We start from the raw sequence: 14,638 nt of genomic DNA, 5'->3' as shown, positions 1-14,638 counted from the left end.
AAGGTGGGGCCGTATCCACCTTGCTTCAGCCGGCCTGTTCGGAAAGGGCGACCACAAGGGCGAGCAAAGGCAGGTCCAGCTTTTGTTGCATGGCAAGATGAAAAAGCCGTTGGGAGAGCTTGATGTGGGCTCTGCCGGAGGCCCTCACCGAGCGGAGGTTTCGGTAGTAGCGCCAGAGGTTTCCCTGCCTGATCTTCAGGTGCAGCTCCAACAGCTCAAGGAATTCTTTTGCCCAAGGGCCTTTCTGATCGTCGGAAAGCAGGACAAAAGGCTCCTTGGTAACGAGACAGAGGGTATCGCACACATCATGCAGGTCAAGGCTAGCAATATCCTGCAGGAAGGTCTCAAGGGCAAAAAGCTCTTCCTGCTGTTGGTAATCGGGGCTTCCGGCTGCACCCTTGAGCTCATACCTTCTCTCCAGGGCCAAGGACGACCGGGTATCCCGCTTGGCCAGCATGACCCAGCAAAAGATGGTCAGCCCTGTGCTGCCAAGCGTCTCGTCCACCATCGGGATGGGGTCGCGGATGGCAAGGGACATGAAGAAGTAGGTCACCATGAAAACCACGGCACAGATCAGGAGCCTCGGGATATACTGCTTGTCCTGGATCCACCGGTCAACCGAGAAATCGATGGCGCTATAGAGGGAGAAGGAAGCCTCATCCTTCTGGGCCTTGGTAAGCATGCCGCTGCTTTTGAGCACCACAGAGGTATCTTTCTCCATCAGGGCGACCTTTTCAGGATCCAGATAGGGGCTGAGGTAGAGATTGGAACCAACCTTTCGTAACAATGCGTAACAGGTAATCACTATAATGCCGCCTTAAACAGTTCGATGAGACCAGGAAGCGATTGCTGAAGGGCCTGCCTACCCTGTCCTGTCGCTTTGACAAACAGGTAGTATTTGATCTTTGGTTCGGTACCGCTGGGGCGAACCACCAGTTTCTCTCCTGAGGAAAAGTGCATGATCAGCACATCCGCGGATGGATAGCCAGTATCCTTGCCTGCAAGGAGGTCCTTGGTGGCAACAATGGCCTTTCCTGCCAGCATATCCCCTTCCTTGAGGTTTCTCAAGTTCTCCATGATGAGGGCCATCTTCTTCTTTCCCGCCGACCCTTCATAGTCCCGTGAGAATACTATCTCGGTACTGAAGCCATACTCCTCGTAGATTGCATCCAGGCGCTGTTGCAAGGAAATGCCTTGGGTGGCGTAATAGCTCATCATCTCCACGGCAACCATGGCTGAACTTACGGCGTCCTTGTCCCTTACAGAGGAGACGGTGAGATAGCCATAGCTCTCTTCACAACCAAAGAGGAAGTACTCCTTCTGCCCCTCATCCCTCTCCAGTGCCGCTATCTCCTCAGCGATATACTTGAAGCCAGTGAGCACATCCTTGCACCTGCCACCATGCTTTTCGGTTATATCCCTGACCAGGTCAGTGGTGACCAGGCTTTTTACGCAGACAGGGGTCCTGGTATCTTTCGAGGCGTGTATGAGGTAGTCGCAAAGCAGGACCGCTATCTGGTTGCCGCTGAGCAGCTGGTAGGTATCCTTTGCAGGGGAAAGGGGAATTGCAATGCCCAACCGGTCAGCATCGGGGTCGGTGCCCAGCACAATATCGGCCTTGCTCTCTACCGCCAGGGAGAGGACCCTCTCCATCGCCTGTGCACTTTCAGGATTGGGAAGGGTCACTGTGGGGAATGCGCCGTCGGGCTCCTCCTGCTCCTTGACCACCACACAGTTGATGCCGACCTCCTCCAACAGATGGCGAACCGGCACATTGCCTGTTCCATGCAGAGGGGTGTAGGCCACGGTTATGGGACTGCCATAGACCAGTGAGGGCCTTCTCAGGGAAGAGAGGACCATCTCGTAGTAGGCCTGGTCGACCTTGTCAGGGACAGGGACCAGAAGCCCCTTGGAACGGGCACTCTGTTCGCTTATGCTCTGGATCTCTTCAGCCTTCACGGAGTTTGCACGCTCGGCGATGCTGAAGTCATGGGGAGGGGTAACCTGGCCACCGGAGCGCCAGTAGACCTTGTACCCATTGTACTGGGAAGGGTTATGGCTTGCGGTGATGACGATGCCTGCGGTGGTCTTCAGATAGCGCACTGCAAAGCTGAGCATCGGCACCGGATGCAAGGTAGAGTAAAGGAAAACCGATATCCCGTTGGCAGCGAGCACCAGCGACGCTTCCATGGCAAACTTTTCGCTGAAGTGGCGGCTATCATAGGCAATGGCTACTGAGGGGTTTTTGGACTCTTCGTTGAGGTAGTCACTCAACCCCTGGGTGACCTTGCGGACAATGAAGGAGTTCATCCGGTTGGTTCCCCCACCGAGGACTCCCCTCAGCCCAGCAGTCCCGAAGGATAGGCTTGTATAGAAGCGGTCGTAGAGGTCGTCCCATTGCTCTTTTTCAAGGGCCTGTACTACTTCATCGCGAAAAAGGGGTTCCTGTTCAGCTTGGATATAGGCTTCTGCCTTGTTTCTCAGATCTTTTTCATTGTACGTCATTGATAGCTTCCTCCAGTTCTTGCACAGAATCCACTAGGGTAGATGCCGAGAGTGCGGCAAGTTCTTCCCTTGGCCTAAAACCCCACGAAACCAGGATATGTTGACAGCCAGAACTCTCCGCTGTCTGATAGTCAACTTCAGAATCGCCTACATAGAGCAAATTTTCAACAGGCAGACCTATTTTTTTGGAAAAATAGAGGATCCCTGCCCTGTCGGGCTTGCGGGGAAAACCATCGCGCATCCCCCTCACCCATGCAAAGCCAATCTGGGGAAACAGGGTCCGCACCACATCGACGGTAAGCCCATCCTCCTTGTTGGAGAATACTGCCAAAGGAATGTGCCTTGCATCCAGCCTTTCCAACAAGCCAGTGATACCTTCGTAGGGCTTGCTCTTGATGCAGTGGTGGCTTCGGTAGTACTCCATCATGCCTGCATACATCCGGTCGATCTTCGCCTCCGAAAACTGTACGCCCCTGAGGAGGACCGCCCCTATAAGGGCATTTCTCAAACCACGGCCTACCACCCGTTTTGTCATCTCGACATCCAGGGCTTCCAGTCCTTCCATGGCCAGGGCCCTGTTCAGGGCATCGGCTATATCTTCTATCGTATCAACGAGCGTTCCATCAAGATCGAACAGGATGGCCAACACGGGTTTTCTCTGCATAGGCATAGTATCGGGTATCTGAGTGGGGCGAGTCAACAAACGTTTTGACAAAACCTCGCGGTTCAGCTACTGTTATACCATGCAAACCATTACAATCAAGGATGGAAAAGAGAAACAACTTTTACGCCATCATCCATGGGTTTTTTCCGGTGCAATCGATTCTGTACTCAACAAAGAGGAGACAGGCGTTGCAAAAACAGTCACACAAGAGGGCTCATTCATCGCCTGGGGTTGGTACGACCCTACTAGCCATATTCCGCTCAGGTTGCTCAGCTGGAACGAAAAGGAGACCATCGACGAGAGGTGGTGGGCCAAGACCATCACCTCTAGCGTGCTACGCAGAAGTGCCTTCTTTTCCGACAAGGCAACCCCTACGACGACGTTCCGCATCATCTTCGGCGAGGCGGACATGCTCCCCGGCCTGGTTGCCGATGTCTATGGGACACTGATCCGCATTGTCATCAGTGCACGGGTAGCCTGGGACCATAAGGACATCATTGTCGCCACGTTGGATAAACTCTTGCAACCTGCCATGATCATCGTCACCACCGACAGCGCATTCTGTGCGATCGAGCACCTCAGCGAGACGGTGCTGTTCTATCAGGATGGTGCCTATTTCACCCCGAGCAAGAAACTCGATGCCATCAGGTTCCGTGAGGACGGGCTGTTGTACGAGGTCATCCCTGGCAAGGGGCAGAAGAGCGGCTTCTACTGCGACCAGAGGGATAACCGAAAGGCAATCGAACCATACTGCAAGGATGCAACGGTGCTCGATGGCTGTTCCTACACAGGGGCCTTCACCCTCCATGCCCTGAAAGCCGGTGCCAAATGGGTCGACCTGATAGACAGCAGTGCAGTTGCCCTCAAGCAGAGCCTTGCCCATGTGCACATCAACCAGGAGGCAGGCTCCATACCCGCTGAAAGCAGGGACAGGGTCAACATCATCAAGGCCGACATATTCAGGCAGATGAGGCTCATCGAGGCCAACAAGTATGATGTCATGATCCTCGACCCACCAAAGCTTGCCCAGACCAAGGCCCAGGCCGAAAGCGCATCCAAGGCGTACAAGGACCTGAACCGCCTGGCTATGGAGAAGATCAAGGATGGAGGCATCATCGCGACCTTCTCATGTTCCGGTGCCATCTCCAGCGAGATGCTCAGGACCATCCTTGCCTGGAGTGCCCAGGATGCCAAGGTGGAGATTCAGATCCTGAAAACGCTGGGTCAGGCAGAGGACCATCCCATCCGCATCTCATTTCCCGAGTCGGAATATCTCAATGGCTTTCTGATCAGGGTAATTCGTTAGCTGGCCTGGGGTGTTGGGGTATCGTCAGGATTGGACCTGTCGGTTTCTATCATGGCTATGAGAAAGCTCAGCTGCTCAAGCTGGGCCAAGATAGCCTTAGGGAGAAACTCTCCATCACCACCTGAGCTGTCGATGCCTCTTAGGGCGTAGGAGTAGTCCTGCATGACCGTAACATCAGGGCCAAGCTGGAGGGCGAGAGGCATCGTTTCCTCGAGATTGTAGCGGCAACGTCGGAAGATGGCGTTGCCTTGCTTGTCCCCATTTGCGCAGGCCCCAAAAAGCCTGCAGATCAGAGGACGGGCAGGATAGACGCTGCAGTGATAGGGTGAATCCGCCCTATAGAGGGGACAGGGCCCGGTGGTGGAGTCCCGCTCCTCCACCAGCCTCTCGATGAGGCGGTCATCCCGTTTGATCAAGAGCAGATAGGCTGCTACCAGCCTTGCCTCAAGATCCGTGATGTCTGGCATGAAGTGTTCGCAGCAGGTCCCGCACCCGGGCCCACATGCTATGGAAAACTCATTGCAGAACTGTGAGGTCTGCTTTTCAATCAAATCATACAGTGCTGCAAGCTCTTCCATCCCGGCACCTGCATAGGTGCCACTGAATGAGATGCAGATCTCCCCGATACTATCCATCATATTCTCCCAAAGGTGCGCAATCGTATCACCGGAAAAGCAGGATAATCAATCAGCAAGAGATCGTTTTTTCCTCTTTTTTTTCTTGGGTTTGTTCTCAAGAAGCCGGTTGGACTGCACAGACCTCTGGATGAGTCGCTGGTTTCGGCGATCAGAGAGCATCCAGCCGCCCAGAAAGGCGCTGACACCACAGATGGAGAGCGCCCAAACCCAGGCATTGGCCTGATGCATGAAGGGTAGTTCAATGTTCATCCCGTAAAAACTGACGATGAAGGTTGGGAACATCAAGGCTATGGAGATGATCGTCAGCCGTTTCATGATGACGTTCATGTTGTTTCCGATTACCGAGGCGAAGGCATCCATCGTTCCGGTGAGGATGGTGGTGTAGATGTTCGCCATCTCGATGGCCTGCTTGTTGTCTGTGATGATGTCATCAAGGAAATCCCTCTCCTCTTCAGAGGCAAGCTTGAAGTAGGGAATTTTCAGTAACCTCTCCATCAGGGCCTCATTGGTGCTGAGGCTTGTCGAGAAGTAGACCAGGGATTTCTGGATCTGCAGCAGCTGGATAAGCTCATAGTTCATGATGCTCTTCTGCAACTGCTCTTCGACCAGGGTCTTCTGCCTGTTGATGTACTTCAGCAGGCGGATGTAGACCATTACAGCACGGCCCAGGATGCTGATGACAAACCCTTCCTTGGTCTCCACCGGGTATTGGCGGAAGCGGTTCTTGGAAAAGTCCTCAAGGACAATGCTGTCGCTTTGGCAGATGGTGATCACCGTATCCTTGTAGAGTACGATACCCAAGGGAACGGCATACTGGTTTATCCCTTTGCAATCATCGGCGAGTGCGGGCAGGCGTACGATGAGGGCGACATAGTCGTCTTCCCGTTCAATACGAGACTGCTCGTCCTGGTCCATGATATCTGCAAGCAATTCGCTTGAGATGGTATACTGCTCTTCTAGTAAGGTGATATCGTCGCGGTTGATATTACGGGCATCCACCCAGGTATAGGATGCCTCGGCAGAAGGATCACCTGGATTGGTGCTCACAACATTGTTTCGTATGGTTATCATAGTTCCTCCATGGTTTTGTTGGTAAGGCGCGCTCCCTTATCCAACCCCCAACAGGAGGGTCTAGACATATGAAAAGGAGAACGCCAAGGGTAAGTAACTGGGCAAGGGGGCTATACTGCCACCTTCGTCTGAAACAGACATAGGGTCCTCCTCAACGATACAGATGATTCCCGAACTGGGAATATGGTTCATACTACCATAACCTGTAAAAGATAATAAAGAGGGATAGGAACAAACCGTAGAGTTTTTTCAGCTCTTCCCTAACCTATCCAAACAAAATATACTCCATGGAAAGGGGCTTCATATGTTTGATAGAGAACAGGCATTGGGATTATTGAGAAAATACAACAGCAACGAGGCTTTGATTTTACACGCTTTTTGTGTGGAAGAGACGATGAGAAAATTTGCAAACCACTTCGGTGAGGATGCAAGCTACTGGGCCCTGGTAGGGCTTCTCCACGATGTGGACTACGGCAGCTTCCCCGACCAGCACTGCATCAAAGCCCCCCAATTGCTGGAGGAGATCGGGGCCGATGAGGCCTTCATCCACGCGGTCTGCAGCCATGGATGGGGTCTCTGCTGTACTGTCGAACCGACACTCCGTATGGAGAAGGTCCTCTACACCATTGATGAACTGACCGGCCTGGTCTATGCCACAGCCCTCATGAGGCCTGAACATATGCAGGGAATGGGCGTCAAGTCCGTCAAGAAGAAGTGGTCCTCAAAGGGGTTTGCGGCCGGAGTCAACAGGGACATCATCACCGAGGGGGCAAAGATGCTCGATATGGATATCGAGCAGGTCATCAGCCTGACCATAGAGGCCATGAGCGAAGCCCAGGAGAAAATCGGCCTTTAGGCATCACCCATCTGCTCGATTCTGACGATACCTGCCTTGTTGAGGACTATCGTATAGTGGCTGTAGATGTCCAGGTCCTCTTTGGGGGAGCTCTCGCGGATGACCATGTGCAGATGGTAGACCCGCTCGCTGTTCAGCTGATCGAGCTCATCGGCGTTGGGGTCCATCCTGAATACGATATCGTTGGGGTCGTCCATCTCCTTGAGAAAGTCATCGAGCCTGATACGGGTAACCAGGGTGAAGTTGTTCTCCCTGGGAAATGTCTCACGCTCCACCCCTTGCTTGTTCAGAGGGTGCATCACCAGGTTGCGCACATAGTGCATCAGGTTCTCCTCAGGAAGCATGTCCTTGAACGGGTTTGCCTTGTCCTTGCGGATTTCCTTGACCTTCGGTGGAAGGTCGGCAACCCGCTCATACTGCAGCTTGATCCGGCTTGAACATATCTTCGAGTTTGTCTTCGGAGAGAGGAATGAGGAGATCTCATCGGCCATCATCTTAGGCAGGACTGCGTTGAAGAAGGCCCTGAGCCACTCCTTGATCCTATCCTTGAAAACATAGGCGATGATGACGATCAGGGCCCATTGCATGCTGTTCTTCAGGTATGCCTTCTCTGCAAAGATGGAGGCCAAGGTCGCAAAGGCCATTGCCACTGCCGCAGCGGTCCCTGCAAGAATCTGGGAGACCCTCATCGGCCACCGCGATATCTCGGGTATCAGGTAGAGGGAGGACTGTGTCCATTTCTTGAGGATCGCTTTCCTATACTGGATGGTCTCGGGGTTGTTGCCCCCGCTTTGGTAGCTCTGGCTGTTGCGGTAGTCCGCCTCATCCCGGGAAAAGGAGAGCAGCTTGAGAAGAATGGGCTGCAACTCCTCCCCTACATGGGAACACGCCATATAGAGGTCGATGGCCTGTTTCTCATTGAGCAGGCTGACTGCCTCATCACTCCAGAGGAATGCGACCAGCAGCCTGTTTTCCGGGGAACACTTGCCCCTGACAACCTCCAGCAGATCCCTGATGGTATCGCGAAGGACTACAATGTTGGCATACCAGTCCTCAAGGGTAGAGGCCAGGTCACTCTTCATGCCCAGCCGGGCCATGTCCTTGCAATCCTGCAAGGAGGCCTTGTTCTCGTGCCTAACCGCATTGGCAATGGTCTGCAGCTCGTGGATGACTGTACGTTCAGGGACGGAGGTAATGTCCTTCTCCAGATTCTCGGTATACCGTTTGAGCAGGATAAGGGGGCTTATGAGGTTGTCCTCATCCAACAGCTCTTCCAGGGTAAGCTCAGGGGACGAGTACCGGCCATGGCTCTGGAACTTATGCAGCATCCTCTCTTCCGAGTAGGTGCTCTTGTTCACATAGAGCTGTGGGGGCGAAAAGAGGTAATAGTGGATTTCCCTTTCATACTTATGCGTCTCTGGAATAGGAAGGACCATCTTCGTTTCCAGATGTCTACTGGAGTGTTTTCGTAAATCAATCAAGCTGCCATATCTCCCGGTTGCAGTAGTATACCATGGCTGACCAAAACCACAAGTAGACTAATGACAGTTTAAAAACGAATCAAAAGGATATGCATCGGCGGCAAACTGTGAGAGAGAATCAAGCTCCTGATAGGTGGGAATGGATATTTCCCGCCTCTCCAGGGAGAAGACTTGCTGGACCCGTCCACCCAGAAACGATTGCATCAGAGAGGTAGGGCAGCCTCTTTCATAGAGTTGTTTCACCAACAAGAGCAGCCCGCTGAAACCGGGGATACCGCTTGCACCCTGCTCCTTGTCAGCTATGGTATGGGGTGCATGGTCTGTCTCTATCCAGTCGATGCGGCCTGCCAAAAGGGCGGCAAACAGCTGGGCCCTCTCCTCTTCGCTGCGCAGCGGTGGATTCATCTTCGCATAGAGCTTTCTGTCGCGGGCATCCTCGAGGGAGAGCAACAGATGATGGGCTGTGGATGCACAGCTAACCCTTCTGCCTTGCTTCCTTGCCTCCTCGACCAGGGCAAGAGAGGCAACAGAGCTAAGGTGGCAGATATGGAGATGCCCCTTGAACCCAGCTTCCAGGCTAAACTGCAACTGGTCTCTGACAGATGCAACCTCCGCTTCCACCGGCCTGGCGAGCGAATGGCTCGAAAAATCGGAAGGGTCCTCCAGGGCTGGCAGCAACAGGCTCTCCTTCTCACAGTGCAAGGCCACAACCCCCTCATAGCCGAGCTGGGCTAGCTGGGTGTAGACCGACCTTTGCAGGGTTTCCTCCACCATCCCCATGTTTCCTGTGGAGTGTCCGGCGAACATCTTCAGGCCTATGACCTGCTGGGGAAACTCCCGGCTCAGGGCTACGGCCTCCTCTATCTGCCTGGGATCGGAGGTTAGGCCAACATAGAGGTGGTAGCGAAGTGCAAGATTGCACGCCTTTGCATCTTCGATCCTCTTCATCACGTTCAGGCGTGTCGTAAGTGGTGGGACGGTGTTTGGCATATCGAACAGTTCATCAATGCCACAGCGGAGGGCGAGAGCCATCCCGTGGGAGAGAGTCTCCTTCGCAGCCTGGCCCCAATCCCTGAGGTGTACATGTGCATCGATCATAGGCCCACCAGGTCAGGGGCATGCTGGGCAAGGTAGCCGTAGGTCATGAAGGTGCCCCATCTGCAGGTAAGGCGGTCGCCACAGGCACACTCCCCGCACATGCCGATGCCACAGAGGGTCATCTTCTCCATCGATAGATAGAGGTTTTCCTCCCTGATACCCTTGGCAAGCAGGGCAGCTGCCGCAATGGCCATGAACTTTTCGGGACCTACCAGATAGCACCCCTGATCAGGGTCCAGGGAAAGGTTCTCCAAAAGGTCAAGGACCCTGCCCGGCTTGCCGTTGTCCGCAACACAGACAAACGACCCATACGGGGAGAGCCTCTCCTCAAGCAGTGCCTTGCCCGAGACAGACTCGCTTGTCCCTACCAGGATGGTCATCTCCGTCTTCTGGGCCTGCAGTTTCTCAGCCAAGGAAGGAAGGACAGCTACCCCTGTACCTCCGGCAACCAGCAAGGCCTTCGCCGTCCTTGTATTTTCAAGCGGAGCGCCATAGAGGCCCCTGACATAGAGCGTATCCCCTTCCTTGAGCTTGCACAGCGCAGAAGAGAGTGGTCCACGATCCTTGACAATGAAGGTAAGGGGGTCGTTATGGCCTACGCTGAAAGGCTTCTCCCCAAGACCTGGCAGCCAGAGAAACGCAAACTCCCCTGCCTTGCAATCCAGCCTTCCGTCGAGGGCGATGATGGCTGTATCCTTTCCATACCTCTCGACGGAAAGGACGGTGTGCTCCCTATATGCCATCTGCCTCTCTGCTATGAGAAAGGATGCGCTTGGCCGCTGCAGGGCAGGGGCCTGGCCCTGTAAGTACGCTTGGGCCTCGGCCTGTACCGAAGAGGCATATTCGGGCCAAGAGCGTTGGTCGACCATGCCAAAGGCAGAGCCCAACCCCACAGCATCAGAACCCCTGATTATCATCTGCTCGGCTTCCTTGCCGGTGGTGACCCCTCCCATGCCGATAATCGGGACCGAGGGACCTACTGCGAGGCGAATCTCATCGATACAACGCAAGGCCGCATCGTGGACCCACCGGCCGCTGCACCCTCCCTTCCCATCCAGCTTGTTCTGGAGGATCGGTCGGTTGGAGGCAGGGTCGACATGCTGGATCGGCCCTATGGTGTTGATGGCGACCAGGCCATCTGCCCCGCTATCCACCACTGCCTTGGCTATGGCGCCCAAATTCTCGGTATTGGGGGTAAGCTTGACGAACAAGGGAGCCTTGCACCCCCTGGTGGCCTCCTTGATGGCCCTTACATATTCGGAAGCAATTGCAAGGTCACACCCTATGGAGGACCCATACCCCGCCGAGGCATGAGGGCAGGAGAAGTTAAGCTCAACAAGGTCCGCCACCTCATCGAAGGCCTTCACCAAGGTGATGAAATCCTCGATGGAGTTTGCAGAGAGCGAAACGTTGAGTAAGGCCCTGAAACTGTGCTCCTCCCTCAGTGCCTCTAGTTCTGCAAGCGACTGGACCAGCCCTGGATTCCTCAAGCCGACCGAGTTACCGAAATCACCCACACTTGTTTCGCAGATGATCGGTTCGCGGTTGCCAGGGTTTACCTCAACCTGAAAGCTCTTGGTCGTGATGATCCCGATGGCCTCGACCTGCTGGTCGAAATATTTGATCAAGGCGGGCTTGGTCGAGGCGACTCCGCTGACTGTGGTCAGCACCACCTCATCCTGCCGGCGAAGATGGCGGCCACGCAACAATTCCATTACATCCATAGTTTGGTTTCCTCAAGCAAGGTCCGTAGGGAGGCTTCACACATCTGTAGCCAATCATCGGGAGCCGGGGCCTTTTTCCAGGGATGGGTCAATCCACTGGAGCTGTTTATTCTGGCTAGCCCCACAGGATAGCCAACCTTGCGAAGGGCATTCATCACTGCGGTGGCAGACCCCCCTTGGCTTCCCACCCCAGGAATCAGGAGAGGGACCTGCTTCGGAGCATAGAGAAAGGCGATCTCCTCTAGTTCGGCCATGTTCGTTGCGCCAACAACGGCCCCCACCGAACCAAGGCCTTCGTTGTAGGTAATGATGTTCTTGGCCACGTGCTCGTAGAGGGAGGAGGTGCCCTCCCCATCCTGTACCTGCAGGTTCTGCAGGTCCTTTCCACCAGGGTTGCTGGTCCTGTTGAGGATGTAGACCCCCCTCTCCTTGGAGAAGTGGTTGATGAATGGCAAGAGTGAGTCACTACCCATGTATGGGGCTACCGTAACGGCATCTGTCTGCCAGTTGTCAAAGGCCTCAATGGCATAGTTGAGGCTGCTTCTTGCTATGTCACCCCGTTTGCTATCAAGGATGACGGGAATCCCTGGAAAGAAGTTCTCCACCATGTCCAGGACATCGGCCAGGGCCTGGCTACCGGAAAAATCCTCATCACGCGGCCGGTCAAGTGCCTGGTAGTATCCTATGTTCGGCTTGAAGGCCGCAGGGATGAGCCCGGAGAGGACCATCCGGCGGAACAGCACCTGAAAAAACTCGTTCAAGGTGGTCCTGACATCGCCTCCCTCCACGGGAAGCACTTCAAGTTGGGGGTCAAGCCCCATACAGGCGATGTTGCCCACCTGATGGGCACTTGCTCTCAGTTTCTCAGCATAGGTCATGGTGCACTCCTACTTTTTCACGGGCATAAACCCATGATTCTCACCCCAGGCAAAGGGGTCGGTCCGCCACTCTTTGAGCAGGGCAGCTCCTTTGGCATCGACATAGCCACTGGCAAGGGCAGTCCTTACCATACTGTCATACTCAAGAATGGTAAAGAAGGAACAGGCAGGGTTGAGTGTTGCGAAGGCATCCACAGAGGCCTGGAAGCCGTAGGTGAAGATCGCCAGGGTATAGGGGCAGACGCCCTGAGCCTGTACGATGGCATCTACGGCCTTGATGGAAGAGCCTCCGGTTGAGATGAGGTCCTCGATGAGCACCACCTTGGATCCCTGGTAGCTCCCCTCAGGGCCCAAGCCTTCGATCAGCTGGGAGAGGCCATGGTCCTTGCCAGCACTGCGTACATAGGAGAGGGGCTTTTGAAGCTTGTCAGCCAGGGTGGTTGCATGGGGGATGCCTGCAGTGGCGGTTCCTGCAATATTGTCTGGGTCGAAACCAAGGGCCTTGAGCATCGCGGCAAAGGCCTCTGCTATGACAGACCGTGCCTTTGGGCTGGCAAGCAGCTGGCGATTGTCATTGTAGATGGGCATGCGGTAGCCGCTTGCCCAGGTAAAGGGGTCATCGGGTCGGAGCCGTATCGCTCCCAAACGCAATGCCTCTTTGGCCAACAGGGGCCCATACTGGTCGGTAATCGTTTGCATTTCTTTCATCATGTTCTCCAGTCTATCCTATTTGTTCCGGCTCTTCCAGATTTCCTTGAAGGAGTGGGTCTTCCCGCAGTAGGCACAGGCAAAGAGGTTCTCCTTGGTGCGGCTAAAGTGGGCAGGGACTCCCTCGCTTTGCGAAGGGTGTGAGATGCATGCGTCATTGGTGCAGGACAGGTCGTCGAAGTTGTAGATTCTTGGGGGCATCTCCATCCGGTACTTCTTCTCCACCTTTCCATCGCGGATGATGTTCAGCGTACAGCCAGGAGCGACTGCAGCAAGCCTCTTGAGCTTCTTGCGGGTAAGTTCGGTAGCATCGGGTCGGAATATGATCCCCTTGTAGGAATTGGAGTCGCTGTGCCCTCGGCTTACCCATTCACCACCTTTTGCCTCATCGAGGCCCAGCACGCTGCTGATGAGGCGCATGTGGTCCCGAATTTCAGAAGGAGTGTCCCCCCTGCAGATATGGTCGATGACCAGGCCATTGTGGATCGGCTGCACCCCTTCGCTTACCACCTTGTCCTTAGGTTCCCTCTGGGTGAGGTCAACCTCGAAGATGTACTCGGCGCGGGACTCTTCCACCGGTATTTCCTTGGGGACAAAGCAAGACCCAATCTTCCCCCCGATCAAGGCGAGGAGGATGATCCTTACATACATGCCATTGATGGACTGCCGCTCCCATCCGTTGAGCGGTGTATCATCGAGGAAGGTCGGGATGGTTGGTGTGACCTTGTGTCTGGGAAGGGGGTGGTAGAACTTCGTCCCCTCCATGAGTTTTCCCATAAACTCGCGCCTGAAGGTAATTGCTGAGCGCAACTCCTCCTGCCTTTGCAGGATCCGGTCACCCATCCTCTCCAGCTGTGGTCGGGTAAAGTACCACTTGTCGGCAATGTCCCCCTGGCTGAGATACTCTTCAATGGAGGAGAACAACCTGATTTCATACCCGTTCTCCTGCATCTTCAGTACATAGGTCTCTGGCATGGCAAGCTCGACAGGGGCGATGAGGTCAACCTTGACCTTGTCGAAAAGCTTGAGCCCTGCGGCCTTTGAGTGGACGGTCCTTCCATGGTAAAGGTCCCCTACAAGGGCGAGATGGATGGAGTCGGTCTTCCAGTCGTTGTCCTCCATGAAGGTAAACTCATCCAGCAGCTCCTGGGTAGGATGTTCATGCTTTCCGTCCCCGGCATTGATGAAGGCAGGCTTGCGCCAAAGCCTGTTCCGTTGGGCATAGGAGGCGCACTCATCCTCCAGCCAGCGGCAGACCCCCTCGATCTTGCTTCGGATGATGAAAATCGTATTGGAGTATCCACTGAGGGTATTGAACGTATCTGCATAGCTCTCGCCTTTGTTGAAGGAGGAGCTGTCACTGTTGAGTTCCGAAACCTTCACATGGTGAAAATTGGCTGCATTGCGGAAGGACTCCTTTGTTCTGGTGCTGTCCTCCAGGAATACTTCATAGACACCAAAATCCTTGTCGTCAATGCGGTAGTTCTCCAGGGTCTGCAGATCGTTCTCCTGCATGGCCTGCTTGAGAATACGGACCTCCGAAAAAAGGTACTTCCTCTCTTCGATGGTCAGGTCTTCGATGACACACAGTGACCTGCCGGCAAACACATTCTTTGTTTCCATCGTTGCTCCCTTAAAAAAAAGCCGGTCCCAATTGACCGACTTTTTTTGCTTTACATATTGAATGGTAGGAAAATATAGGGAGAGGT

13 protein-coding genes are annotated in these 14,638 nt (G+C 54.4%); 2 read left to right on the top strand and 11 right to left on the bottom strand.

What is annotated here, in order from left to right:
- Nucleotides 1-25 precede the first annotated feature (25 nt).
- The 3 genes from ROJ03_RS07435 to ROJ03_RS07425 are packed head-to-tail and all read right to left on the bottom strand — an operon-like array spanning nt 26 to nt 3,169.
- Nucleotides 26-805, bottom strand: coding sequence for a hypothetical protein (locus ROJ03_RS07435; protein ID WP_313726385.1), 780 nt, complete (start codon nt 803-805; stop codon nt 26-28).
- Complete coding sequence (locus ROJ03_RS07430; protein WP_313726384.1) at nt 805-2,505, bottom strand: phospho-sugar mutase; 1,701 nt, start codon at nt 2,503-2,505, stop codon at nt 805-807. The genes ROJ03_RS07435 and ROJ03_RS07430 overlap by 1 nt, the downstream gene beginning before the upstream one ends.
- Nucleotides 2,492-3,169, bottom strand: coding sequence for an HAD family hydrolase (locus tag ROJ03_RS07425; RefSeq protein WP_313726383.1), 678 nt, complete (start codon nt 3,167-3,169; stop codon nt 2,492-2,494). The genes ROJ03_RS07430 and ROJ03_RS07425 overlap by 14 nt, the downstream gene beginning before the upstream one ends.
- A gap of 79 nt (nt 3,170-3,248) precedes the next feature.
- Here ROJ03_RS07425 and ROJ03_RS07420 point away from each other — a divergent pair, with 79 nt between their 5' ends.
- On the top strand, nt 3,249-4,475 hold the full coding sequence (locus ROJ03_RS07420) for a class I SAM-dependent rRNA methyltransferase (RefSeq protein WP_313726382.1): 1,227 nt from the start codon (nt 3,249-3,251) through the stop codon (nt 4,473-4,475).
- Here the strand turns inward: ROJ03_RS07420 and ROJ03_RS07415 are convergent.
- Complete coding sequence (locus ROJ03_RS07415) at nt 4,472-5,110, bottom strand: YkgJ family cysteine cluster protein (RefSeq protein WP_313726381.1); 639 nt, start codon at nt 5,108-5,110, stop codon at nt 4,472-4,474. The two genes, ROJ03_RS07420 and ROJ03_RS07415, sit on opposite strands and share 4 nt — an antisense overlap.
- A 48-nt stretch (nt 5,111-5,158) precedes the next feature.
- A complete protein-coding gene (locus ROJ03_RS07410; RefSeq protein ID WP_313726380.1) occupies nt 5,159-6,184 on the bottom strand; it encodes a magnesium transporter CorA family protein in 1,026 nt (341 codons plus the stop codon).
- Nucleotides 6,185-6,488: 304 nt separating this feature from the next.
- On the opposite strand from ROJ03_RS07410, the gene ROJ03_RS07405 reads away from it, so the two are divergent.
- Nucleotides 6,489-7,040, top strand: coding sequence for an HD domain-containing protein (locus ROJ03_RS07405; RefSeq protein ID WP_313726379.1), 552 nt, complete (start codon nt 6,489-6,491; stop codon nt 7,038-7,040).
- Here ROJ03_RS07405 and ROJ03_RS07400 read toward each other — a convergent pair.
- The 6 genes from ROJ03_RS07400 to ROJ03_RS07375 form a co-directional block, all read right to left on the bottom strand.
- On the bottom strand, nt 7,037-8,476 hold the full coding sequence (locus tag ROJ03_RS07400) for a hypothetical protein (RefSeq protein WP_313726378.1): 1,440 nt from the start codon (nt 8,474-8,476) through the stop codon (nt 7,037-7,039). The genes ROJ03_RS07405 and ROJ03_RS07400 overlap by 4 nt on opposite strands.
- A 102-nt stretch (nt 8,477-8,578) precedes the next feature.
- On the bottom strand, nt 8,579-9,619 hold the full coding sequence (locus ROJ03_RS07395) for a dihydroorotase family protein (RefSeq protein ID WP_313726377.1): 1,041 nt from the start codon (nt 9,617-9,619) through the stop codon (nt 8,579-8,581).
- Nucleotides 9,616-11,343: a dihydroorotate dehydrogenase gene (locus ROJ03_RS07390; protein WP_313726376.1), complete on the bottom strand. Its 1,728-nt coding sequence runs from the start codon at nt 11,341-11,343 to the stop codon at nt 9,616-9,618. The genes ROJ03_RS07395 and ROJ03_RS07390 overlap by 4 nt, the downstream gene beginning before the upstream one ends.
- A complete protein-coding gene (pyrF, locus tag ROJ03_RS07385) occupies nt 11,334-12,221 on the bottom strand; it encodes an orotidine-5'-phosphate decarboxylase (protein ID WP_313726375.1) in 888 nt (295 codons plus the stop codon). Before pyrF ends, ROJ03_RS07390 begins: the two co-directional genes overlap by 10 nt.
- A 9-nt stretch (nt 12,222-12,230) precedes the next feature.
- Nucleotides 12,231-12,929: an orotate phosphoribosyltransferase gene (locus ROJ03_RS07380; protein WP_313726374.1), complete on the bottom strand. Its 699-nt coding sequence runs from the start codon at nt 12,927-12,929 to the stop codon at nt 12,231-12,233.
- Between the two features lie 18 nt (nt 12,930-12,947).
- Nucleotides 12,948-14,552, bottom strand: a complete 1,605-nt coding sequence (locus tag ROJ03_RS07375) for a bifunctional aspartate carbamoyltransferase catalytic subunit/aspartate carbamoyltransferase regulatory subunit (protein ID WP_313726373.1) — start codon at nt 14,550-14,552, stop codon at nt 12,948-12,950.
- Nucleotides 14,553-14,638: the final 86 nt, after the last annotated feature.

The organism is Sphaerochaeta sp. PS, assembly GCF_032144095.1.
In the GTDB taxonomy this organism is placed as follows: domain Bacteria; phylum Spirochaetota; class Spirochaetia; order Sphaerochaetales; family Sphaerochaetaceae; genus Sphaerochaeta.
This window is presented reverse-complemented; position numbering and strand designations above follow the sequence as displayed.